21 protein-coding genes and 1 pseudogene are annotated in these 25115 nt (G+C 55.5%); 2 read left to right on the top strand and 20 right to left on the bottom strand.

What is annotated here, in order from left to right; genetic code table 11:
• Positions 1–61 precede the first annotated feature (61 nt).
• Entirely contained in the window at positions 62–646 is a 585-nt protein-coding gene (locus KDW95_RS20260; protein ID WP_255853576.1) for a CBS domain-containing protein, read from the bottom strand.
• Positions 647–708: 62 nt separating this feature from the next.
• Entirely contained in the window at positions 709–1083 is a 375-nt protein-coding gene (locus tag KDW95_RS20255; protein WP_255853575.1) for a hypothetical protein, read from the bottom strand.
• A gap of 218 nt (positions 1084–1301) precedes the next feature.
• Between KDW95_RS20255 and KDW95_RS20250 the strand changes: the two genes are divergently transcribed.
• On the top strand, positions 1302–2609 hold the full coding sequence (locus KDW95_RS20250; protein ID WP_255853574.1) for a DEAD/DEAH box helicase: 1308 nt from the start codon (positions 1302–1304) through the stop codon (positions 2607–2609).
• A 671-nt stretch (positions 2610–3280) separates the two neighbouring features.
• Here the strand turns inward: KDW95_RS20250 and ltrA are convergent.
• The 5 genes and pseudogenes from ltrA to KDW95_RS20225 all read right to left on the bottom strand — a co-directional run bounded on the left by ltrA (position 3281) and on the right by KDW95_RS20225 (position 6667).
• The gene (gene ltrA / locus KDW95_RS20245) at positions 3281–4615 is read right to left on the bottom strand and encodes a group II intron reverse transcriptase/maturase (RefSeq protein WP_255853573.1); all 1335 of its coding nucleotides are present in this window, start codon (positions 4613–4615) and stop codon (positions 3281–3283) included.
• A 741-nt stretch (positions 4616–5356) separates the two neighbouring features.
• Entirely contained in the window at positions 5357–5683 is a 327-nt protein-coding gene (locus KDW95_RS20240; RefSeq protein ID WP_255853572.1) for a hypothetical protein, read from the bottom strand.
• A pseudogene (locus KDW95_RS20235) lies at positions 5680–6024 on the bottom strand (hypothetical protein); the annotation flags it as partial. The pseudogene KDW95_RS20235 and the gene KDW95_RS20240, both read right to left, overlap by 4 nt.
• Before the next feature lie 114 nt (positions 6025–6138).
• Positions 6139–6420 carry a type II toxin-antitoxin system RelE family toxin gene (locus tag KDW95_RS20230; protein ID WP_255853571.1) on the bottom strand — a complete coding sequence of 94 codons (282 nt, stop codon included), beginning with the start codon at positions 6418–6420 and terminating at the stop codon, positions 6139–6141.
• Positions 6410–6667: a type II toxin-antitoxin system Phd/YefM family antitoxin gene (locus tag KDW95_RS20225; RefSeq protein ID WP_255853570.1), complete on the bottom strand. Its 258-nt coding sequence runs from the start codon at positions 6665–6667 to the stop codon at positions 6410–6412. Before KDW95_RS20225 ends, KDW95_RS20230 begins: the two co-directional genes overlap by 11 nt.
• A gap of 69 nt (positions 6668–6736) precedes the next feature.
• On the opposite strand from KDW95_RS20225, the gene KDW95_RS20220 reads away from it, so the two are divergent.
• Positions 6737–6910: a hypothetical protein gene (locus tag KDW95_RS20220; RefSeq protein ID WP_255856571.1), complete on the top strand. Its 174-nt coding sequence runs from the start codon at positions 6737–6739 to the stop codon at positions 6908–6910.
• Between the two features lie 496 nt (positions 6911–7406).
• Here KDW95_RS20220 and KDW95_RS20215 read toward each other — a convergent pair whose 3' ends face one another.
• From KDW95_RS20215 to KDW95_RS20155, 13 genes are all read right to left on the bottom strand, one after another.
• Positions 7407–7829: a hypothetical protein gene (locus KDW95_RS20215; RefSeq protein ID WP_255853569.1), complete on the bottom strand. Its 423-nt coding sequence runs from the start codon at positions 7827–7829 to the stop codon at positions 7407–7409.
• A gap of 113 nt (positions 7830–7942) precedes the next feature.
• A complete protein-coding gene (locus KDW95_RS23535; RefSeq protein ID WP_304941567.1) occupies positions 7943–8542 on the bottom strand; it encodes an RHS repeat-associated core domain-containing protein in 600 nt (199 codons plus the stop codon).
• Positions 8543–9006: 464 nt separating this feature from the next.
• Complete coding sequence (locus KDW95_RS20205; RefSeq protein ID WP_255853568.1) at positions 9007–9333, bottom strand: hypothetical protein; 327 nt, start codon at positions 9331–9333, stop codon at positions 9007–9009.
• A gap of 91 nt (positions 9334–9424) precedes the next feature.
• On the bottom strand, positions 9425–9859 hold the full coding sequence (gene tnpA, locus KDW95_RS20200) for an IS200/IS605 family transposase (RefSeq protein WP_255853567.1): 435 nt from the start codon (positions 9857–9859) through the stop codon (positions 9425–9427).
• Between the two features lie 332 nt (positions 9860–10191).
• Entirely contained in the window at positions 10192–10401 is a 210-nt protein-coding gene (locus KDW95_RS20195; protein ID WP_255853566.1) for a hypothetical protein, read from the bottom strand.
• Between the two features lie 852 nt (positions 10402–11253).
• Positions 11254–11565, bottom strand: coding sequence for a hypothetical protein (locus KDW95_RS20190; RefSeq protein ID WP_255853565.1), 312 nt, complete (start codon positions 11563–11565; stop codon positions 11254–11256).
• 5 nt (positions 11566–11570) lie between these two features.
• The gene (locus KDW95_RS20185) at positions 11571–16670 is read right to left on the bottom strand and encodes an RHS repeat-associated core domain-containing protein (protein WP_255853564.1); all 5100 of its coding nucleotides are present in this window, start codon (positions 16668–16670) and stop codon (positions 11571–11573) included.
• A gap of 54 nt (positions 16671–16724) precedes the next feature.
• Positions 16725–17384, bottom strand: coding sequence for a hypothetical protein (locus KDW95_RS20180; protein ID WP_255853563.1), 660 nt, complete (start codon positions 17382–17384; stop codon positions 16725–16727).
• 240 nt (positions 17385–17624) lie between these two features.
• Entirely contained in the window at positions 17625–18152 is a 528-nt protein-coding gene (locus KDW95_RS20175; RefSeq protein WP_255853562.1) for a DUF3750 domain-containing protein, read from the bottom strand.
• A 32-nt stretch (positions 18153–18184) separates the two neighbouring features.
• Positions 18185–19891 (bottom strand): TPM domain-containing protein, encoded by a 1707-nt coding sequence (locus tag KDW95_RS20170; RefSeq protein ID WP_255853561.1) that lies wholly within the window; start codon positions 19889–19891, stop codon positions 18185–18187.
• A gap of 6 nt (positions 19892–19897) precedes the next feature.
• Entirely contained in the window at positions 19898–20827 is a 930-nt protein-coding gene (locus tag KDW95_RS20165) for a LemA family protein (protein WP_255853560.1), read from the bottom strand.
• Entirely contained in the window at positions 20824–21216 is a 393-nt protein-coding gene (locus KDW95_RS20160) for a DUF2089 domain-containing protein (RefSeq protein WP_255853559.1), read from the bottom strand. Before KDW95_RS20160 ends, KDW95_RS20165 begins: the two co-directional genes overlap by 4 nt.
• Before the next feature lie 258 nt (positions 21217–21474).
• Positions 21475–25113: a M6 family metalloprotease domain-containing protein gene (locus tag KDW95_RS20155; RefSeq protein WP_255853558.1), complete on the bottom strand. Its 3639-nt coding sequence runs from the start codon at positions 25111–25113 to the stop codon at positions 21475–21477.
• Positions 25114–25115: the final 2 nt, after the last annotated feature.

Here is a 25115-nt window from a genome sequence, read left to right as displayed (position 1 = left end):
TAAGGCATCCTTAAAGGGTAGACAGCGAAGCGCTCAGACTCCAGTTAGACCCCCTGGCGCCTCAAGCGGCGCTGTGGCCATAGAGCACAGCGACAATCTCCCGAAAGCTGGTGGCACGCTCCGTGATTGCCACCGGGATATGCAGCTTGCGGGCAATATCGCTGGCGGAAATAATGCCGCAGATCTGCTGATCCTCGGGCCTGACCACCAGCATGTGCTGCGAGCCGACGTCCTGCAGCGTCTTGAGTATGTCACCGATGCTGCTGCCATTGAGCTGCTGCATCGACAGGCCCGCCAGTTTGGAGCTTGGCGTCATCACATCGCCGATACTCAGATCATCGCGCCGCAGCCCCAGACTCTGGGCGATACTCAGCACCTTGCGGCTTTCCAGGTCCGACACGCTGATAATGCCGCGAAATTTCTCGGCACTGTCCATCACGAGCACGGAGCGCACATGGGCTTTTTTCATCATCAACAGCGCTTCATGTATGCCCACATCCAGTTCCAGCGCCAGCGGCCGCGTCGACTCGAAGCTGGTCACGATGCTGCTGGCCGGGCTCTCCAAACTCAGGGATTCATGGCCGGGAGAAGACAGACGGCTGTAGTCACGCAGGGACAGGGTTTTCAATTCACGAAAAGTACGCATGGCAATGGCCTCACTAGCCAGAGTGATCATCAAACGAAAAGTAAACTACTCAGGTTCAGGGATCAGACTGCGGCAGGGGGCGCGCGGGCATGTTCAAGCGTACAGGGAACGGGATGCCAGCCCAGCACGGAACCCAGGGGGAACCATCGTGCTGCCCTGGCGGCAGTGGTGCTATCAAACCTGGCGAGACCATTGTCATCGCCGCAGGCGCTGTTTTCGCTGTCGCCGCTGGCGCGACCAGGACGGGCGCCATCGCCGTCCACCACACTGCCGACAACCTCCAGCGCCAGCCAGGGCACTGCCGTCGCATCACCCGCCGCCGGCATCCTGGGCCACAACGCAAGCAAGCCCGCGAGTAGAAACACGAAGGCCAGGCGAAACAGGAAGGGGGCGCCTTGGCGGTCAGAAGACGACCGACCCGGCAAACAGGTGTGCATCGGTGATTCAAAACCCTGAGCAATAGCAGAGACAGAGTCTGACACTATGCCTGCCAGGGGTTGCGGTCAACGCCTGGCGGCATAAAAACCCTGTGGCCAGGTCGCGCCGCTATCCTTGACCGCGCTGCACGATAGTCGCCGTTGTCGGCAGATTCAGTTAAGCTACGCCTCTTTTTTTGCAATTCGAACCGGGTCGCGCTGGCGGCTCACAGGTAGCTATGAGCACGTTTAACGCCCTAGGCCTTATTGATCCCCTGCAGCAGGTTCTGGCGGAGCTCGGCTACCGCAGCCCCACCGCCGTGCAGACCCAGGCGATTCCCGCCATTTTGAACGGTGCCGACCTGGTCGCCGAGGCCCAGACCGGCACCGGCAAGACCGCCGCCTTCGCCCTGCCCATACTGCAGGAACTGGCGGCAGAGCCCGCCGTTGATGAAATCCGCCCGATACGGGCCCTGGTGCTGGTGCCCACGCGGGAGCTGGCGCTGCAGGTGACCGAAAGCCTGAACACCTACGGCCGCTACCTGAGCCTGCGCACCATTGCGCTCTACGGCGGCAGCCGCATCGAATCGCAGATCGGCCAACTCAGGCGCGGGGCGGATATTCTGGTGGCCACCCCCGGCCGCCTGCTCGACCTGCTCAGCCAGGGCTTCTTCGATTTGCGCCGGCTGGAAATGCTGGTGCTGGACGAAGCCGACCGCATGCTGGACCTGGGCTTTATTGCCGACATTCGCCAGGTGCGCAAGAAAATGCCGCGCCGCTGCCAGACCCTGCTGTTCTCGGCCACCCTGTCCGCCGCCATCGAGCAGCTGGTACCCGAGTTTCTGCAACAGCCCACCTGGGTCAGGGTCACCAAGCGCAACTCCACTGCCAAAACGGTGCTGCAGTTTGCCTACGCCGTGGACCAGTCCGACAAGTGCGATGTGCTCAGCTACCTGATCCAGGGCGGGCAATGGGCCCAGGCGCTGGTGTTCACCCGCACCAAGAAGCGGGCCGACATGGTGGCCGACTACCTGCAGGCCGAGGGCATTGATGCCCGCGCGCTGCACGGCGACAAGCCCCAGCGCGAGCGGGTCGGCGTGCTGGCCGGCTTCAGCCAGGGCAAGATCCGCATCCTGGTGGCTACCGACGTCGCCGCCCGCGGGCTGGATATCGATTCCCTGCCCCGGGTGGTCAACTATGACCTGCCCAATGTCCCCGAAGCCTATGTCCACCGCATAGGCCGCACCGGCCGCGCCGGTGGCAAGGGTCAGGCCATCTCCCTGGTGGCACCGGATGAAAAGCGCTACCTGGTGGCCATCGAGGCACTGATTGGCCGCCCGCTGTCGATCAAGCCCGTGCCCTACCAGGGCAGCAACGCCGCCGACGATGACCACAGCCTGCGGGCATCAAAAAACTCGCGCCTGCGCGCCAAGATGAAACCGGCTCCAGTCAAGGCCGCGCCGACCCCGATGCCCGAAGTCGACGACACCAACACCCGCGCCGTCCGGCCGTCGCTGCTGTCGGCGTCAAAAAAGCGCAAGAAGTAAAACCGGAAAAACCTGAGCGGCTAGCGGCCTGGTTACTCAGAGCCTGGCCCGCCGTCAGCGACCATGACGGTCGCTGACGGCACTAAGCTGACATTGACGTCTTGGGTAATAGGTAAACTATCCCCGGAATTCACCGGCTCAGGACGTTGTGGTTTGCAGTCGGGTAGGTTGGGTGAAGATCCGAAGGATCGTAACCCAACAGCGGGGTTACAGGGTGCTATTTTAGGTTTGCCAGATTCATGAAGTATTACCGCTATTGGATAACCCCTTTTTCGCCTCGGCGACTCACTTTTCTTTGCTCGCGCGAAAGAAAGCGCGCCCGCAGAAGCCTTTACACTGCGCTCCGAAGCAATTGTGCGGGCGGCCAGCCTTCAAGGTGAAGAACCCTCACATCCCTGTGCGGCTCGGCATCCATACCTCGCCCCTGGCGGACCTGATCGAAAAATAGGCCCAGTGCTCGTCGGCTCCTGACGGGACCCGGGTGGTCGCTGTAATCATCTGGAAGTGCTCCAGAAGCAAACTCAGGGCCGAAGGTCACTAACGGCACCAAGCAGACATAGAAGTATGAGCTGGGTAATAGGTATACGGAGAGTAAGCTGGTTCCTTGCCAGTGCACAGCAAATTCGCGCATCGGTTCGTCCCCGGCTCCTCGCAGAACCGGACTTGGAGTGTTACACCATCCGGCTCCCAGCTTGAGTCTTCCACTTTGGCACAGGATAAAGGTCGTGCACGATCCGAGCCGTTGGCAGCAACGGGCGTACGACTTCCCCAAAGCTCTTCCAGTTTAATGAGCACCGCTGGCTACGCCGGTTCAACCATTTGTATAGGTAGTGCGTGGCACAGTAGATGTAACTCGCCACGCTCCGGCCATTGCCACTGACGCCGTAGTACTGGATATGCCCTTGAAGATGCCGTCGCAGAAAAGCGATCATCACTCTTCCTCCCTCGCTGCGCATTCCTCTCAGGCGTGCACTCAACAGCTTGAGCTTCTTGCGCTTGCGCTTGCCATCGGTTTTGCGACCCACCACGAAGCGCCCCGTGCGGCTGCGGCCTGCATAGTGGGTGAAACCGAGGAAGCTGAAGGTGCGCGGGCATTTATGGCCGCGCGCCTTGTAGCGCAATGCGGTGCTACCAAAGCGCAGTATCGCGGTCTTGCTGGGCTCGACTTCCAGAGCGAACTTGGCCAGGCGCGTCACCATCTCGCGGTGAAAACGCTTGGCGTCCCCTTCGTATTGGAAGCAGGCGATATAGTCGTCGGCGTAGCGGACGAGATAGGCTTTGCCCCGGCATTGCCGGGCAAAGCGTTTCTCGAACCACAGGTCCAATACGTAGTGCAGGTAGATGTTCGCCAACACCGGGGAGACGAGTCCGCCTTGCGGTGTTCCCTCCAGCGTCGCGTCGAATATGCCATCTTCCATGATGCCCGCCTTGAGGAAGCGCCGGATGATCCGCAGGAAATTGGGATCCTTGATCCGGTGCCCCAGAAACCGCATCAGGTGATCGTGGTGGACGTGGTCAAAGAAGCCTTTGATGTCCGCCTCCACGACCCACTGGGTCTGCTCGTTGGTGATGACTTCCGCTACTCGGGCAAGCGCTTGGTGAGCGCTGCGCCCCGGACGGAAGCCGTAGGAGCAGTCGCGGAATTCCGGTTCCCAGATGGCCTGCAGGATCCGGCTGAGCCGGTCCTGTACCAGTCGGTCCTCAAAGCTGGGGATGCCCAGCGGGCGGTAGCGGCCGTTCCCTTTGGGGATGTAGGTCCGCCGTGCAGGCTTCGGCCGGTAGCCCAAGCGCCGCACGCGGGCCGATAGATCCGCTATCCGCTCCGCGAGGTTTTCCGCATAAGCGTCTTTCTTTACCCCATCCACTCCGGGCGCTTTTCTTCCATCCTGGCGCACGAAGCTGGCGTGCAGCCCGGTACCCTCCGACAACAACCCCATCAGGGCCGTAAACTGGAGCCTGGGTTCCGCACGCGCCTTCTGTGTGAAACGTTCAAGTCGTGTTTGCACGGGTTGTTCCTCTCTGCGTAGGTCCGTGTTGCCCTCTCACGTTGTCTCAAGCCGCCACCCCTTGGCTCCCCCCGCATTACCAGGGTTCTTTGCTACTACAGATGGCTCCGACTTCCAGTTACCACTGCCCGCTTCCTCGCTTGTTATCACTTGTCGGCGGGTGCGCGAGTTCCTTCGCGCCGGTGACTGGATCTCCTTGGTTACCGCACATTCGCGATGTCAGGCTCGACACGGCCTCGGACCCCGGGGAGTACCCGCAACGCTCGCCTTGACGCGTTGAGAGTTGTTGCCTGCCGGAGGGACAAGCCCGTCGGCACTCTCCAATTCATACTTTTCGGGGCTCAACACCTTCAGGGTCGGCTTCACCCGTTACCTTTGCACCTCGCCTGCTTTCGTACCTACGCATCAATCGGTCCGTCGCCGGGCCAACTGCAAGGCTCGATACCGGGCCCGTGGCTAGCGGTTACCCGGGCGGGAGTCTCACCCGCTAGAATGTGCGGCATTGCCAAGCCGCTGCTGTCCCCGGAATTCCCGGAATTCCCGGAATTCCAAGTAGCGTCATCCAAGCATTCAGCTGAACTTTCCCCTATTTTCCGCCCCCACGCTCGGCTTCGGCTTTAACTCCGGCAGCGTTATAGAAAGACATATAACAGGTAACAACAACTGACGCCACCTTTCTTCTTAAACACCTGCATTAAAAACTCACTCTGTATATTTAGCACGATCACTTCCCTGCATGAATCAACTGAGAAAAAATACAAATTTTGCAAGCCCATTTTCTGTACGTTCTTTACGGATATTAATCCGACTCCTATTCATGATGTAGAAGTCATATACATCCGTAATGTCTCGAAAAAATAAACTTGAGCAAAGCACTAATACCATTCCTTTAATTAACAGTAAAAATATTAATAATCGGTTATCATTTTTACCATACGCCAAGCGCAGATCCGTTTTTATCAATTGATCCAAGAACCGCCCCTTAAACATTGAAAATATAACTTCAACACGGCCATCAACCATCAATTTACTTGATAGGCTATCTGCATCAAAACTCTTCCCGTTCAATTAAAACCTCCCATAAAATTAGGCCCATCACCACCCATATCATCAAAATCATCCCAATCAACTTTGGGTTTCTTAGCGAGACAAACCAATTGCTTTAGTCTCGCGGTTATCATACACATATTTTTTGAGAAAACATTACGACATTGTAACTCGCACTTATTGCGATCACGCCTATAATCTTTCTCACATTTTTCTGGTCTATTTGGTAGCAGTGTATTAGCAGGAACGCGTTCTTCCGTGTTCGTATCTTTCCATGGGCCAATAGGATCAATATTCAAGACAGGGTTATGATAAGAATAGCCGTAAGTATTCCGCCCACCAGAAAGCCCAATCGGATCGGATTGAAAATACCTTCCCGTTCTCGGGTCGTAATCCCGGAAGTAGTTGTAAACTAATCGCGCACCTTGCGTGTTTGCTTATCAATTTTTTCGGAATAATTTCGAAGGGAGGCGATGCTAGAGCCTTTCTAGCATCTCACGATAAACGTCACCGTCTCGCTTCCCTACGCTGAGTGCCGTTACGATCAGCTCCTTGTCGTTTACATGGTACGTCAATCGGAATGGAGGATGCTTCCGTTTGATCTTGTACAAATTATAGCCGCCCGACAGGCGAGCCTTGGGAACGTGAGGATGCTCCAATCGTTCCCGAAGCTTGCCTTTAAAGTACTCTTTCACCGCTGACGGTAGACGCTCCCACTCCTCCAGGGCATCCGGGTGGAACTTCAGCCTATAGGTCATCGATGTTAACTTCTACGGGTTCCTTGCCATCGCCAAGACGTTCACGCGCCTGGGTAAGCAACGCCAGATCCTCGACTGCTTCGCTCATCATCTCGAACAACTCAGGCGGTACCGCATAGAAGCAGGGGACATTGCTCTTGAGTACGGCCACAGCTTCCCCTCCCGACCGCTGAATAATCGCATTGGGATTGGCTTTAAAGTCAGTGATACTGGCAGAGATACCTGCCATCATTCTTTCCACGCTCATGCGACACCTCAACTTCAGATCTTTTAAACGACCCTTATACAGATCTAAATATAGACCAACTAGGTGTAAGTGTATACTACGCGATCAATCTTCGACCTGCTGGCCGAGCAGTTGCGGCCCCTGGTGGATCAGGAGCTGTCGTTGGTGTTTTACGACATGACCAAGATCCGCACCGAAGGCCTGTCCGAGCAAGCGGATGAGCTGCGCCGCTACAAGTCGCTGGCCGATATCGAACGCGGCTGAAGGCGCATGACAGCCCGCACTCGCCGGAGCGGGCACTGGCCCTGCTGAGCCGTATCCAGCATCACCAGGCGCAGCTTTACAATCGCCGTGTCGAAGGCCTGTCGGCGATGAGCGCCGAGCAACTGGATATCTTCAAGGTACTGGGGGGTCAAGAAACCCACCTCGACCGGTGGCCTTGGCGTAATGTAGTGGAGCGCTTTTAAACGCGCTCTATACAAATCAATAACTTACGCTTTTAACTGTCGAACTCGGGTGTGCTGCGTCACGTGTTGATCGAGTTGAAAAACAGTCAGGAGTACAAGGCACTTGCCGTTTGAACGCCAAGTCACAGTGGTGAGCTCAAGCAAAACCTCCAGGAAAGCAGGCTTATGCCTTTAGAAGGCAGTTTTTCAGGGCCGACTAAATAGGATCATCCTTTAAATCAATGATCTGCGCAATTCGGATCAGAACCCTATATAAAAATCGATCATACGTTTTCCCTACTATATCATCGATATCACTCTACTACTGGTTCTACAACCCTTCCGTCTAACAAAATTATCAACCAAAAACCAACGTCCTGTAACTCCAGACCATTAACCAATGGATTATAGCTTATAGTATAATACCACTTGTCCTTCAATTCAGAGCAACCATGTCTATTTAGGGAAATCGAGAATACTTTTACGCTATTAAATTGATCACTTTTACTCACCCAATCATAAAATATTCCAAGCACTTCGGATTGGCTCAAAGCGATATCTTTCCCATATTCGCCCCCCCAAGAATCTGTTCCCATAATATAATCATCCTTAATATAAACGCTGACAACTCTTCCATCAGATCGCTTCCCTTTAATAATCGGGTAGTCTCCACATGAAGCATACGCCTGATTTAAAAATACAACAACGGCAATAAAAACAATATATAAGATCTTCATAAATACTCCGACTCTAATAAATCACACCAATATCTGGATGAGCAAGACGTTTTCTACTTCTTTCTTCCATATAAATATCTTTATCAATAAGCCGTTCAACTTCTGAAAGAATATTAGTTCGTGTAATAAATCCATTTCCACTCTTTACTTTCCCCACCACAATCTGAGTCAATATATCTAGTCTCAGTACAATAATACTGTACATTCTGCGTAACTCTAGTGTTTTCAAAGATAAGCTTTTCGACAATAGCCTCCTTTATCAACCATAACTGAACATTTCCAGAAACACTCGGAGAAAATTTAGGTGCCATCGGATTTTCCAGAGAGGTTCCTGGAGAAATAGAAACCAACTCAGATACAATTCTATTTCGTAGGTCTAAATCATTATATTCAAACCGATTCGTAACTATTACCTTCTGGGGAAAATACTTATGTACTATGCAATCAGGTAACAAACCAAAAATATCAGAAAAAATAATAGGATTACCGCTGACGTATGTATAGGTATTCATCCCACCATTAAGTCCAATCGGATCACTCTCCATATACCGCCCCATCGCAGGGTCGTAGTTACGGTAATAGTTATAGTACAGCCCTGTCTCGGCATCAAAATACTGTCCTGGAAAACGCAAATTGAACGTTAACCGCTCACCATCGGGATCTTCATCGGCCAGGCTGTCGCCAAAGGGCCGCGGCTCCCAGCGCCACACCACTGCGCGCTGGACCGATTTTCCGGGCGCACTTACGTCAAGGTCAAGAGCGGCACATCCCTGTGCGGCTCGGCATCCATACCTCGTCCCTGGAGGACCTGATCGAAAAATAGGCCCAGTGCTCGTCGGCTCCTGACGGGACCCGGGTAGTCGCTGTAATCATCTGGAAGTGCTCCAGAAGCAAACTCAGGGCCGAAGGTCACTAACGGCACCAAGCAGACATAGAAGTATGAGCTGGGTAATAGGTATACTGTCCCCGGAATTCAGAAAGTTCTCCAAGTAGCCTCATCCAAGCATTCTGCTAAACTTCCCCCTATTTTCCGCCCCCACGCTCGGCTTCGGCTTTAACTCCGGCAGCGTTATAGAAAGACATATAACAGGTAACGACAACTGACGCTACCTTTCTTCTTAAGAATCTGCATTAAAAACTCATTTATATATTTAGTACGGTCATTTCCCTGCATGAATCAACTGAGAAAAAATACAAACTTTGCAAGCCCATTTTCTGTACGTTCTTTACGGATATTAATCCGGCTCCTATTCATGATGTAGAAGTCATATACATCCGTAATGTCTCGAAAAAATAAACTTGAGCAAAGCACTAATACCATTCCTTTAATTAACAGTAAAAATATTAATAAGTGGCCATCATTTTTACCATACGCCAAGCGCAGATCTGTTTTTATCAATTGATCCAAGAACCGCCCCTTAAACATTGAAAATATAACTTCAACACGGCCATCAACCATCAATTTGCTTGATAGGCTATCTGCATCGAAGCTCTTCCCGTTCAATTAAAACCTCCCATAAAGTTAAATGACCTCCGGCAAAGCCGGAGGCTTATCAGGGGACGCCCTCGAAGGGCTATCAATTGCGCCCAAGGCGCTACATCATTCCCAGCCTCAGTTGATCCCGATGTTCATCCGCTTTCTCCTGATTACGGATGTACTCGCGTACCATTTCTTCATCCAGGCCCACCGTCGAAACGAAATAGCCTCTCGCCCAGAAGTTCTCGCCATTGAAGTTTCGCTGACGGCCTTTGAACTGCCTGGCGATAGCGATCGCACTTTTGCCCTTGAGATAGCCAACCACGTTGGATACCGAGTACTTGGGCGGAATGCTGATGCACATGTGGATATGATCCGGCATCAAGTGTCCCTCGACGATCTTCACGCCTTTGCGCCCTGCAAGCTCATGGAAGATTTCTCCCATGTACCGGCGCAACTTCCCATAGATCACCTTTCGCCTCTTCTTCGGGATGAACACCACATGGTACTTACAATCCCAGCGCGTATGCGCCAAACTTTCGTAGTCTCGCATAGGGTTACCTGCATCTTTCTTGGTCGAAAAACGAAGGTAGCTTGACCGTAGCCTCGGTCAAACCTATGCGAGTCACCCCGGCAGAGCCGGGGGTTTACCTCGGATTAATTAGGCCCATCACCCCCCATATCATCAAAGTCATCCCAATCAACTTTGGGTTTCTTAGCGAGACAAACCAATTGTTTTAGTCTCGCGGTTATCATACACATGTTTTTTCGAGAAAATATTACGGCATTGGAATTCGCACCTATTGCGATCACGCCTATAATCTTTCTCACATCGCTCTGGCCTATTTGATGGTAGTATATTATTAACTTGGCCGACAAATACATTCACACCGCGTAGGCGACATAACGGTTCTGTAAGTACTTTTTCACGTGCTCGGGTTTCTTTTTCAGCATCCCCATATGACAGTTGATTTTTCTATTCAGATCATCAACCGATCGGGCCGGTGAAGAAGCACGGATGCTCTGTTTTCTGTTGTGCTTCTGAAACTCTGAACTGGGCTTTCGTGCTTCTAATTTATCCATGCCATGCAGCATACATTTCTACCTATTTGCAGATAATATTGATAATGTCTTCATTAATCGCGACATACTAACGGAAAAAGAAGCGGCAAGGACAATTCATAAAACAACCAAAAAACAAAAAAGTAAAAATAAAAAACACAGCCCAACAAAAAAACGAGATAATAATGCAACAGAGAAGCAACTATACAACCAGAGAATTTATTACATTTCACAGGGATATTTAGCGAAAGAAGCAGAATCCTTTTTAAACCTAACCATCTTCCGCAACAAGGGCACTTTGCTACCATATCTGATACCCTAGTTCTGACGAGGAGAAGTATTAAAAATTACCGCAGCACTTACAGAAAAATTTATCGAAGCATTCCCTTCCTAAATCAAGACCTTCCGATCTTGCTGGTACTAATCTAGTTTCCAGCAATAAAGAAAAGCAAGAGATAACACTACTGAAACAAGAAAAACAATTCGCTCTATCCATGTTAGCCTAACACGCCTAAAACCAGCAAGAGCTTCTATTAATTTTTTACCGTCTCGGCGAGATGCCCGTATAGATATAGAAACGCATATACAAAAAAACGCAAAAAACCATATACTATACTCCATACATAACACAGACGCCTCCATAAAGGCTTTATGACTCCATATTTTTTTCTATAAACCCCTGTATATTATTCTGTCACAGAAACGTTAAATACGATTCTAGATCCCACATGAAAATCTTTAATATTACTACCCTTCGCCAAGCCACCACCAAGACCTAAAGCTAGGAACTCCCGTACCGCCCCGAAGCTACTGCAGTGCTATTAAAACACTCACATTACGACTTTACTCTAAACATATTACCTTAATAGTATTTTTATAATCATATTAATCAACAATAAGACTCTTAATTACCATATCACCATCGACCGAAACCTCAACCACCAAAACACCATTCCCTTTAGACCCGCCAACATAAAACTTGTATACTTTATATCCAGGTCTAGTTCGGGAGGAATTTACTATAGTTTTACCTCTAGTATTAAAACTTAAACCCTTACCAATACTTGATATTACTTCCTCTTGTTTGGAAACCCACTTTTCAACATTAGATATTTCCGGATCAGACCGAAAATAAATTTGAGATAACAGTTCCATCAACAGGGCAGATACAAAGAGTATGATTAATAGCTTTTTCATAGTACCTACCAGTTAGTATAGCTTCCAGCTTCAACTGATACCGAAACTCCAAATCGAGCCCCTCCCCCTGTTGACCCTTTGTTGAGCGACACAGAATCAGAAACGGAAGTATATCCTCCACCTCCCTCCGGATGAGTAACCCCATTACCTGTAGCAACAGTAGCATTGGCTCCGAGTTCAAATGGCCCTGCACCTATACCTGCTGAAGCGTTGAAGGTCGTTCGTGCAATATAACCTGATCCACACTCTTCTGCATGAGGTGATGGAGTACCGTAATTATCGTAGCTAGCACCACCTCCAATACCAACCCCTATTTTACCTAGCACTTCAAGGGTCCCATCCGAGTAAGCAATACTAACGCCTCCCCCTATTCCAAAGTAGGCTTCCATATTAAATGACCATAATCCTAACGAATCAAACCTGATTAGAGGGTTTGCATCGACATAAGAATACCCGTTCAATCCACCTAAAAGTCCAATTGGATCACTCTCCATATACCGCCCCATCGCAGGGTCGTAGTTACGGTAATAGTTATAGTACAGCCCTGTCTCGGCATCAAAATACTGTCCTGGAAAACGCAAATTGAACGTTAACCGCTCACCATCGCCATCGGGATCTTCATCGGCCAGGCTGTCGCCAAAGGGCCGTGGCTCCCAGCGCCACACCACTGCGCCCTGGCTGTCGGTCACGGTCGCGGGAGCGTTGAGCTGATTGGTGTGGATAAAGTAGATCTCGCCATCCAGCAGCAACGCCACCGGCATTGCTCCCATCCACACGATTTCTTGCCGGGCAAAGCCGCCGATGTCGTATTCGCCCAGCAGCTGTGGGCCGGCATAGACAAAGCGGGTTTCAGTTGTGACATCTATCCAGTTACCAAGGCGACAGTCTTTCGGCCGACCTGGGTCATCTTTTTCATCGCCGATCTGGGTCGCGATACAGGCATTGTCATGCCGATCGACCTTGCCATCCTGGTTCAGATCAGCCTGCAAGGGCGACTGCCCTGCACGAATGTAACCTTTCAGCTCGTGCAGATCCGCAGGCGTAACCCGTCCATCCCCATTGAGGTCGGCGGTCAGGCGATAGGACTGATGGCCCAGTTTGTAAACGCGCTGGCCGAAGGCGTTGTATTGATAGTGACCGATGAAGCCCGCATCCACAGTTGCCAAGCGGTTACGCGCATCGTACTGGTAGCCATGTCGACCATCGTGCAGAACATTGCCATTGTCGTCGTAGATATAGGAGCTATCACCCGCGGCAACAAGCCGGTTACTCGCCGGATCAAGCGAGTAGTACCGCGTGACATTATCACTACGTGCCACGGTCCGATTGCCATTGGGATCGTACTCATAGCCAAGATCAAAATCAGCAGACAGGGCAGTGCTCAGGCGCCCAAGGGCGTCATATCCATAGCTTTGATCCAGATTCCCGCCCTGAGTCGCCACGATATTGCCCACTTTGTCATAGGCTAGCTGGCGTACATCCGAGCCGGCATCAAAACGCTCGAGCCGGCCATTCGCATCGTAGCTTCGGCGGCTTTCCTGTCCGCTACCCCAGAGCCAGCCTTCGATAGCACCGAAGGCCGCATAGCGAATATTGTCCAGCACCGGCTGACCATTGACCCAGATCCCTGACAGCCGATTTTGATCGTAGACATAGTCCACAACCGCCCCTGAGGGGTAAATTACCTGGGCTAACTGATTGGCATCGTTGTAGCTGAAGCGAACACCAAGCTCCATGCCTTGGGGCGAAATCTGGGTTTTGCTGACGAGATTGCCGCCGACATCATAGGCCAGTGCCGTGGTGACGGCCTCTTCCCGCACCTCGGCCAGGCGTCCAATCCCGTTGGGCCCGGTGTCGTAGTGATATTCCACGGTCTGCCCGTCAGCGTAGGCGATTCGCGTCACGCGGTTGAGAGCGTCATAGTCATAGACTGTTGTCTGGCCGTTCGCATCGGTCTGGCCGATCAGGTTGCCGGCACTGTCGTAACGGTAAGCAGTTATGCCAGTATCGGGACTTCTTTGTTCGACAAGTTCACCGGTATAGCGGTCGAATCGGTACAGGGTCATATTGCCATTGGGGTCCGTGACACTGGCCAGCCGGTTGTCCACCGCATAGCCAAAATCAGTTTCCCCGCCCAGAGCATCCGTTTCCACCACTACGCGGCCATTTGAATCAAAACCTCTGCGCTGATCGCTGCCGTCTGCGCGCACGGTTCGGGTGATACGACGCTGCACATCCCGCTCCACTGAGGACAGGTTCCCAAGGCCGTCAACGCTGCTGGCCAAGGCTCCGTTGGCAAAGTAGCCATGCGCTTTCTGGTGGCCCGAGGGATCGATTTCGCTCAGCAGATTCTGCACGGCATCATATGCGTAGCTTGTCACATTGCCATAGCGGTCTTCACGCGCGACTAGGTCGAGGCGATCCCAGTCGACATACTCGGAGCTACCGTCCGGATACAGGGTCTGGATTCGTCGATCAAGCGCATCGTAGCGATACTCCAGCCGGTAGCCTGCGGCATTGGTTTCGCTGACAATGCGACCCAGTGCATCATGGCTAAAGCTAACAACCCTGTTGCCATTTGGGTCGATGACGCCGGTCAGATAGCCCTGATCAGCGTATTCATACTGTGTTACATGCCCCAGCGGATTGATCACCCGGGTCAGCTGCCCCGCCGAATTGTATTCATAGTGGGTTCGCTGTCCGGCAGAGTCCACGTACGTTAATGGCCGATGCTGGCTGTTGTAACTGAGCTGCGCCAGCGTCTCGTAACCGGAGGCACCCTTGCGCCTGATGCGAACGAGGTCGATCTGGTTGTCCGCATAATCGAATACCCGCTCACGTCCTTCAGGATCGATAATCCGGGTCAGGTTACCGAGCTCATTGTAGCTTTTGCGAGTTAACTGCGAGGTACCGTCAGGCAGCACGCGACCAATGATGGAGGGCTTGTCCAGGGTTCCTTCAGCCCCGGCCCAGCCTTGCCCCGGATAATTGAACCAGATCCGCCTTTCCAAGGGATCTTTCACACTTTCCAGAACGCTTGCTGTATTCGCTGTGTTGCTTCGCAGGTGATACCAGTGGCGAATGCGCGCTTGTGTATAGTCTCCCGCCGCACGCCGCATGGCCTCTTTATCCCAGTAGAAGGTATTTCGCCCATTGATATAGCGGTTAAAGAGGTTCATGCCCTCGGGCGTCGGTGAATCGCTGAAGGGAATACCGGATGCACCGTGCGCAAACTCCACCCGTTCTTTCTCGCCCAGGGGGTCGGTAATCTCAACCCAGCGAGTGGTGCCATTCTCGCCATAACTAAACGCGGTTGTGCCGTAGGGTGTATTCATGGCATTGACGAAGGTGCCGCTGTCGTAGCTGAAAGTGGAGGTCATGCCGATGGCATCGGTAATGCTGTTCAGGCGACCACTGGTGTCGTAACCGATGGCCGCACTGCGCCCGAACGGGTCGAAGATACCGGTAATCAGCAGCGGGTAAGACGAGCTGCCATAGCTGAATCGCGTGATTTGCCCCAGTGCATCCGTAACACTGTTCAGGCGCTGGCGGGCGTCGTACTGCAGTGTCACGGCATTCCCTGCAGGGTCGACGACCTCGGTCAGCATGACTCGCCGTGGATAATAGGTACTCTGATCCGACTGCGCGTACAGGTACCGGCTGCCATCCGGCATACGCCGCTCGTAACGCAATGGCATGGATGACACGCGCACGAGCTGAGCACCGGTGCGCTGCTCCGGCGCAAAGGCGCCGCTCCCTGCGTTATAGCCACCATAATGACGGCTTCCGCCACCCGGCAGGTAAATCATCACCCGGGCACCGGCTTGCTGTGGGTCGTCCTGCACGTAGGACAGCCAGTTGAAGGTCCATTTCTGTCCCAGGTTGGAAAAAGTAAACGTCGTTGGCTGATTGGCCTCACGCTGGCTGTAACTCAGCGTTACCGGCACGGCGGGTCCGACAGGCGGAGAATAGCCGACCGGGGTATCCCGAATATTCAGGCTGACCAGCATGGAATGGACGCGATAGCGCGGCATTCCACGCACATCCGCACAGGGGCTGTTACATTCGGTCAAGTCATCTTCCGATGTACTGTTCTGATCACTGCTCGAGGTATAACCGCGTCCTACCACCTGAGCGGCAACACTCGCTTTTACTGGCTGCCAGGGCATACTGCCATCAGCAGCGCTTAGCGCCAGGAAATAGCCGCTCGACTCTGCGTCCAGGGCCTCCTGCGAGATCCATAAATCCTGAGCAAAGGCCGGGTCCCTGACCTGATAGATTCCATCAGCCTGGCTGAGGATGGTGGCGTAATGCCCGACACGCCAATGCACCAGCGAGGGAACCGGGACCGGCTGCCCCGCAATACGTCGAACCGCGACCGCCCCTAGTCCCTGATCGGCGGCAAGTGCCTCCAGCTGCGCCAGAGTCGTGCCGTCCATACCCGCCTTGATACTGGCCTGGCCTACTCCATTACGTCCACCTGTAGACGTGAGCGCCAGCAAGGCATCAAGCGCGGCAATACCGCACCGCAGGGCACTCTCGGGATCATGCTGCATTTGCCAAAGCCCAGCACGTGCCATTGCAATACGCTCCGACGTCGCCCCCGTCTGCGGTGAGGGCGTTACCGTTGCAAGCAGGGCTTGCACGGTATCGCGATGGCCAAAGCGGGTATGCAGCTCAAGCAACTCCCCCAGCACCCGAGCCGCTACCGCCTTTTCCGCCGGAGTATCGGCGCCTTGCGCAGCAATTCGGGCCTGTTCCAGCAGGTGCAGGGCATCGGAGAAGTAACCCGCCCGTTCCCGTGCCAACGCCATATTCAGCAACAAGGATGCACGCCAGGATGAATCCGCAAAGCGGTTCAAATAATCCGACAGCGGCTCGATACGGACAGGACTGCCCATGGATGCATAGGCGGCAACCGCCGCTTCCATTGCAAGCCGCTCGCCGTGGGAAGCGGGTTCAAATGCGATCAGCGGTTCCTGAAAGACAGCGTAGCGCGACGCCTGGCTACTTTGACGCGCGCTGGCGTCAATACTCGCGCTACAAACATGAGAGATCATAAAAATGACAGATACGGCAAGAGCTCTGAAGTTTTTCCAGTCCATGGAAATTCCTCCGGTGCGAATAGCTAATCCACAACAATTCTATTTACTCATCAATCAATCCTTGATTGATTTAACAGGCAGATAAGTAATGATATCGATACGTCGAGCTGCGTCCGAAACAACTTGGCCATGATGATTAAGCGCAACACCGTCACTCAGCCGATAGATACCACTTGAATATCGCTGCGGACACTTTTCGTCCTCTGCTCGACAGAGCACGGCGATGCAGCCGAACAGGTCCCAGTAGGGGCGGCTGGTTCCTTGTGAATACGTAGGCTGGTTTTTCGCCGCGCCATAACTTGATTCATGAGGTCGGTAACGAACAAGATCACCCGCCTGGATTTTAATAGCGTCAAAGTCTTCGCGACCCATTAATAGCGTTATTTCCTCAACCCCAGACTGACTCGGTATTTCAACCGACACCATCTGGATCGACTGGGTAAACCTAGCCTGGTCATCGGGCAGAAGCGCCCAATACTCATTTTTCCTCGCCCAATCATAAACCGCTTTGGAATTTGTTTCGTCGGCAATGCGCCTGACAGTGCCCACAACAAGATGAGGATAGGATCCGTCCCCCTGCAGGCCACATCGAAAGCTTGCGCAGTCAAAAGGAACGCCATGGGCAGGCACTGCCAATGCGAAGATTAAAAACAGTAGTACTGACGATACCGCAGTAATAAAATTACAGTATTTATATCTTGGAATCATACTCATGAGTTAGCCTCGTATCCGTACGAGAACTTGACCGGCTACGTAATCACGAAACATAACCGATCGCTTACCATCCTTGGTAAGGCTTATATATAGGTGCCAAAAAAGAGGCTGTCAAATAACGTAAAACTGAAACAATCGTATTATAAATAAGCCCCGTAGCCCGGAGTTTCAGCGCGACAAACTAGTCCTGACGCTTGATTTACCACACAAAATGCAACTACCTGGCAATAGTTGCACGGCTCAATCCGCCCAGCCGCTGCCGATGGCGCGAAATGGCAGTTCCAGCCCGAGATCCGGCACTTTCTGTGCGACCCAGGCGGGGAAGGTATTGCTGTTGGGGCCGGGAAAGACGCGGTATTCATGTTTCCACGGATAGTCCCTGGCGGCCTGGTCCACCGCGGCAATCAGCGCCTCGACATCGTCGCCACGCCGATCCAGCAGCAGCTCGGGTTTGGCGCCGAACCAGTAGCGATCCGGTCGCGCCTGCGCTTCGATACGCAGTACCGGCAGGCCGCGGCGTTCGCGCCAGCCTATGACCTCGTACACCGTATAGTGCTCGGCATTGGCCGGTTTGGCGGCGATCCAGGTATGGATGGCAAACCAGCCGCGCCAGCCATAGGCGCTGGCGCCATAAACCTGCAGCACCGCCTCGGGCGTGCTGGCGGCATCCGGTGCCAGTCCGGACGAGGCCCGGCTGGCACTGCGCCAGTCGCCCTGACTGCAGCCGGTCAAAAGCAGCACGCACAACAACAGGTATCGGGTGTTCATCACAGCACGCTCCGGTATTTTCAGCCCAGTTCCTAATCCAGCCTTGCCTCGACCCAGCGACTCAGTCGCGTTACAGGGCCCGCCTCTCCCGTGACTTTCGCCTGCCCTAGCGCTTCTTCGGCCAGGCGGCGATAACGCGTACGCTGCACCGCTGTTTCGCCACGGCGGTACAACTGAGTATAGATTCGGGCCAGCTGACCGTGGGCATAGCCGCTGTCCGGATCGAGCGCCAGCGCACGCTGGTGCGCCTGCAAGGCCGGCTCGAACTGCGACAGCCGGTAATGCACAAACCCCTGCATGTTGTGCCCCCAGGCATCCTGCGGTCGCAGGGCACTGTACCGTTCGGCAAGGCCCAGGGCCGTGCGGTACTGCAGGAATGCATTCACCTGGTAAACCGCCGCATACTGCAGCGCTGCAGGCGCCACCGCTTCGCGGGCCAGCAGCCTGTCCAGCAGGGGCTGCACGAGATTGGGCCGCTGCGCCGTACTGATGCGCAGCCGCGCCAGTTCCAGCAGGCTGGCCTGATCATTCGGGTCGGCATGCAGGCGCTGCTGCAGCCGCTCCATCTCGCCGAGCACCTGGGCATCATCGCTGCAGCGGTACCGCAACGCCGGCACCGGTGGCATGTCCTTGCGGCTCGACAGGCCCACCCCCTTCAGCAGGCTCAGGTAGGGGTAGTCCCCGGCCGCGACATACCAGTGCGGCGCCGCGCCCATCACCACCAGGATACGCTGATGCACGATATCAAACTGCCAGCCCGTCGCCCCGCGACAGAACAGGAAGGGTGCATTGTTCCAGCCCTCGCGCTGGCCAAACCAGATCAGCGCATGGCCATCGTCCTGCAGCACCTCGTAGTCGGCCTGTTGCCAGTATGCCAGCGCCTGAATGACGCGGGGGTCCGGGTGCTGCGGGTCGCCCATCGCCTGACGGGTCATGGCGGTATAGATATCGGGCTCGCGGGGGCCCGACTTCCCCGCCCATTGACGCAGCATCGACTGCCAGGCTTCATCCGGCGTCGCGGCACCGGCTATGCCCACAGCGCCAGACGGCAAGTGTGTCGCCACCGCGGGCTTTGCCCTGGCATCATTGCGATAAGTTTCCAGGTTGCGCTGGGCGCCGGCGCCACCGCTGAGCAATGCACTGTCAGCCTGGGCGATGGCAGCCAGATCCGCGCTCAGCGGCTGCAGCTGCGCCCGCGCCTCGATTTCCTCCATCACGGCGATCAGCCCGGTGCCCAGGTCATTGGCACGGTAGTAGGCACCCAGTTGCAGATCTTCTATATAGCCACTGAAGGCGTCGGTAAACAGCGGTTCGAGGGCATAACCCACTTCGAGCCGCGCCTGCTGGCGGCTGTCGATCAGCAACAGCAGCAGGCCGCGACCACCGGTATCAGCGCCAATGCGCCAGCGATTCATCAAGTCTGCCGCCAATGTATCCAGGCTGTAGCCCGGTGGCAGGTCCGCCAGGGTTACGATCAAGGCCTCGATACCGTGCTGCTGGCGCAGGGCATCCAGGTAGCGCTCGGCACCTTCACGGTAATGCTCAAGACGACCACCGTAGTCGAACAGGTACTGGCCCGCCCTGGGCCTGGCATCCAGGTTGAATTCAGCTAGCGGTGCAAAAGCCGGCGCGACCCGGGTGGCGCGGTGCTGCATCCAGAGCACGCCCAGAGCGCCAGCGATCAGCAGGAACAAGGCGATCAGCAGCAGAACACCTCGCAGCCGAACGGGCCTGGCCACAGTGCCTTACTCCTCGCGCGCGAAGGCATCACGAATGCCTTCGCGGGACAGCGCCTGCGCCTCGAAATAGGGCTTGAAGCGAAAACCCGCCAGGTTGCCCACCAGGTTGGCGGGAAAGGTCTGCAGGCGGGTGTTGTAGGCGCGGGCAAACTCGTTGTAGTGGCGCCGCTCGATGGCCACCCGGTTTTCGGTGCCTTCGATCTGATCCTGCAGGGCACGGAAATTCTGTGACGCTTTCAAATCCGGGTAAGCCTCAACGGCCAGCAGCAGCCGCGACAATGCCGACTGCACGTCACTCTGGGCCTGTTGCACGGCACGCAGCTGGGTCTCATCCGGCGTGCCCGTGGTGTCGCTGGCGTCCATGGCACCCAGCGCGCGGGCGCGGGCTTCGGTCAGGGTCGCCAGGGTTTCACGTTCGTGATCCATGTAGGTCTGTACACTGTCGATCAGCAGCGGTACCAGGTCGAGCCTGCGCTGGTACTGGTTTTCGACCTGGGCCCAGCCGGCATTGACCTGTTCCCGCGCGCCCACCAGGCCGTTGTAGAGCCAGGCCAGCAGCGCCGTTACCAGCGCCAGTACAATCAGGCCGAAAGCCCCGTAAGACATCGATACCGTACGTTGCATGGTGTCACTCCTTTCCTGATCCAGCCGGCCCAGATCAACCGGACGATTTGCGATATCGGCCTCCTGTACGGAAGTCGCCAGATCACCGGCGTCATTGGCATGCAGCCAAACGAACGCGATCACCAGCAACAGTACCGGCAGCAGCCACAGCCGCCAGTGGCCGCGCCGCATAGCTGCCCGCGGTGCCCGCGATGTCTGGCGGGCCGATTCGGCCGCTGTGCCTGACCATAACCGCCGCAAGCGCGCCGCCTCTGCAACCGTCAGCTTGCCCTCACGCAGCAGGCGTTCGATATCTGCATCCTGGTCGTTCATGCTGCGCTCCCCTCAAGGGCGTCGAGCAGGCGCAAGCCTTCGTTGGCCGAGACTTCACCCTGCTCGATTGCCGTCAGAATTTCACGCTTGCGGCTCTCGTCCCGCTGCAGCTCCAGTTGCAGGCTGTCGATCAGCTTGTCGAGCCGGCTGCGCACCGTGGGATAGGACAGCCCCAGGCGCTCCTCCATCTTGCGCAGATTGCCGCCGGCCAGAATCAGCTGCTCGGCAAAGCGCCGCTGCTCGGCATCCAGCCGCGCCAGACGCGGGCGATGGAAGTCCCCCTCGTACCCCAGGCCGCAGTCTGCACAGCTGAGCCGGGTGATCCTCAGCGCGCCACCACAACACAGGCAGCGGGCTGGATTTGGGACCGGCGCCTTTTCTGCTTTCATCAACATATCTCAACAAAAAGCTCACTAATAATAAGAATAGTCAAAAAAATGGAAGGCGAAACCTTGTAGATACTAAAGCCAGCAATCCTGACAACCTGAGGCATGGCAAGAGGCCTTGGCGGCTCGACACGGCAGTTCGGCAGCTTGGACGCTATCGGAACCACGCAGCGCCCGACGAGGCGCAGCCGCCACCTCTGTTTCCAAAAAAAGGCGGTGCCGATGGCACCGCCTTGGTGTTGATTTCATCCTGGAACCTGCCTATTTCTTGGGTCCCTTGCCTCGGCCACCTCCCGGGCCACCGCTGTCACCGGTGCTGCCCTGAACCACCATCAGCAGTTCATCTTGGTTGTTGCCTGGGTTCGGGTCTAGCGTATCGCTCGTCAGATCAACCACATTGGTGATCTCGCCAATGCTGCCCTTGGCCGTTACCTGGATCTCGAACCCTACACTCTCACCAGCCAGCAGCGTATCGATCGAACAGGTCACTTCGTGCGCTCCCTTGTTATAGCTGCACTCCTCGGACACAAACTGCACCACCAGCTTCTTCGCGGTGGATGGCAGCGTATCGACAACCAGGACATTCTGCGCATCGGACGGGCCGCCGACACCGCAGACCTGCGGATCGTCGACCGAACAACCCGCAATGTTGTGCACAGCGATGTAATAGAGGATGGTGCCGGACGGGTTGCCGGTCGGGAAATTGCCGGTCTTGTCGACCCAGAGATCGGCTTCGGCGTTCACCAGCGTATCGATCGAGATGGCATCCGCTTCCACACCCTCTTCAAGCACCGAGGCCGTATTGGTCAGGGTGGTGCCATGGGGTACCGAGGCATGCACCAGCACATCGATGACCACCGTCAGCATCTCGCCGGGATCCAGATCACCACCGGTGCAGGTCACTGTATTGGCCGCTTCGCTGCAGTTGGCGGTACCTTCCGTTACCTGGGCGTCAATGAAGCTGACACCAGCCGGCAGCGTATCGACGATATCCACCATGGTCGCGGTTGAAGGTCCGTTGTTGACCACCGAAACACTGTACTGAAGCTCGGCGCCTGCCAGCACCGGGTCCGGCACATCCAGCTTGGTGATCACCAGATCCGACTCGGCGTTTACCAGGGTACTCACGGTGACGTTGTTGTTGGAGGTATCCGGATCCGCCGTGCCGCTGACAACCGAGGCATCGTTATGCAACAGCCCGGTGGTATCCGGAAACACCAGTACCGTCACCGTCATTTCCACCTCGCCTGAGCTTGCCAGGTTACCAAAGTCGCACACCGTCGGTGACAGGGCATCGCCCGGCTCACCTGCATTACAGGATGCCGCCGGTACTATGGACACGACGCTGACACCCGCGGGCAGCCAGTCCCTGACCACCACGCTGCTGGCCGTGGACGGCCCGTTGTTGGTTACCGTCATGGTGTAAACCAGTTCGGTACCGGCAATCACCGGGTCCGGCGCATCGGACTTGCTCAGCGACAGATCCGCAGACGCGGCAAAAGACAGGGCCCCGCTCGCCTGGTTGTTGCCGATATTCGGGTCGGGTGTATCACTGCTCGCCGTGGCGATATCATTGATGTCCCCGGCAGCGTCCGCACTCACGACAATGGTAACAGTGGCGCGGTCACCCGCGTCCAGATCAAAGCCGTTGCAGGTCACATCAATATGCTGATCGACGTTGTTTTGGCTGGCGGGCGAGCAGGTGCCCAGGTTGTCGAGATTGGCGTTGGTGCCGGTGCTCGACACCGAAGCGCTCACCAGGTCGAAAACGCCATCACTGTCGATGCTGTCGATCAAGGTCACACTGCGGGCAGCCGAGGGCCCTGCATTGTCGATATAGATAAAGCAGGTGCCATTGCCGCCGGCGGGCACCGCCGAAGTGTCTGGCTTGCACTGCTTGGAGACCACCAGATCGGCGGATTCCAGCACAAGGGTCGATGCCATATCGGTATTATTGCTTGGGTCATCATCCGGCTGCTCGGCCTCGACACTGGCTTCGTTGAACAGTGACGTGGGGCCATCATTGAGCGCGGCCAAGTCGGAATCCACCTTCACAAGCATATCGAACTGCTTGCTGTCGCCGACCGGGATATCGCCGAGACTGCAGGTCAGGGTACCCGCCGGCGCCTCAACGCAGCTATCGGTATCGGTCTGGTAGGCAACACCTTCGGGCAGCACATCGGTGACGGTCACGCCGGTGGCGACGCCGGGGCCGAAATTGCGTACCAGGAAGTGGTAGGTCAGGTATTCGCCGGCGATGACCGGGTCCGGCGAGTCGGTCTTGCTGATCGACACATCCGCCCTGGGATCGCCTATGTTGAAGGTCATTGCGGCCTGGCATTCGGAAAAGTTCGCCGCCCGTACGGTGGTATCCGCCGGGTTACCGCTGTAAAGCAGCGAATGCGGATTGCTGCCCTCGTCCCACAGCTGGTTATTGGTGCTGCCCGGGAAGGGGTCGCCGGCATCAGAGGATTTGCCGTCCATATCCAGCTCGGCCAGCCCGTCCGCCTGCTCCAGATCCACCAGGCGGTGGTTCACGGCATCGTGCCCTTCCAGCTTGTTGTTGGTTCTGGCTTCATCGATATGCCAGATCAGGATACCGCAACCCGACAGGCCGATATCAAAGCCTGAGTTCTGCCTATTTTCCAGCAGGAAGTACTCACCCGAACCGCCGATTTCGACACCGTCGGGGTTGTCGAGCAGACGGATCACATCGTCGGTATCCGATGCCTGGCCCAGGACCACTTCACCGCTGAAACCGGTCATGTCGGCCGGTGTGGTCCAACCCTCGTAGGACTTGCTCCAGGCATCGTAGTGAGGCGGCGTATCCGACAGGTTGACGGTGCTGATGTACTGGCTCGCCATGGCGCTCCATTTGTTGATGCCAGGCGAGCTGTCGTCGGTATCGTACAGATCCGGAATGCCCAGGGAATGCCCGAACTCATGGGCGAACAGTCCGATGGTCTGCATTTCATCGCAGACGAAATCCGAAATCCCGTAGGTAATCTCAGACTGGATAATAAAGCGGTTTACGTCGACACCGTCGCTGGTGGCGTAATCACTTCCAAGACCGGACGAATGCGGCCAAAGGTCGCCATCAGCATCGGCATCGCAGCCGTCATGGGCAGCGCCGCCAGCGAAGATAATGCCGATCACATCGACCTTGCCGTCACCATCGTTATCAAACTGGGAGAAGTCTACATCGATGTCTGCCAGGTCAACCGCATCCTTGATCAGCTCCTCGTCTCTGTCCATGTCTTCTTCGTCGTAATAATCCTTGGTATTGGGCAGGGTATAGCAGGCGCCGCCACCGGCGACGGTCCCGACCATGTTCAGCTTGCCGTAGGAGATCTCCCTGAAGTAATCATCCAGATCCCCGGGGCCCGTGGCACCGCCACCAAAGAGGTTGTTCTGCATCTGGGCATCGGTGTAACTGCAGGCCTCGTCGGAGAATTCCACCATGATAAACAGCACCTTGGTGTTGCCGATACCGAAGGGCGGCGGCACATTGGATGACGGCACGCCCAAAGCCGATGCTCCGGCGGCACTGCGCAGGTCATTTTGCACCGCTGCACTGGGGCGCAGATGGGCGCTGGCCGGGGCGGGCCCCGACCCAAGACTAAAGCCACTGGAGGTCAATCGCCCGTCGCTGTCCTGCACTGCATACTCCCACATGCCCGTTGCGGAGTTATGCAGCACGGTAAAACCGTCCGTGGACTCCCAGCCATGCACGTATTCGTCCCCCCACAGCCGCAGGGTGACTTCGGAACCATCCGCCTGGAGGAAAGTCTGCCTGACATCCGGCGCAGCGGGTGCCGCATAGACGCCGGTCAGTGTCAGTAAAGACAGGCCGAAAACCATCAGAAGCCTGAGTATTCTTGTTCGATCAAGGAACTTCATAG

Origin of the sequence: Marinobacterium rhizophilum (assembly GCF_024397915.1) — a bacterium.
Taxonomy (GTDB): domain Bacteria; phylum Pseudomonadota; class Gammaproteobacteria; order Pseudomonadales; family Balneatricaceae; genus Marinobacterium_A; species Marinobacterium_A rhizophilum_A.
The sequence above is the reverse complement of the archived record's forward strand: the minus strand, read 5'-3'. Positions and strand labels throughout refer to the sequence as shown.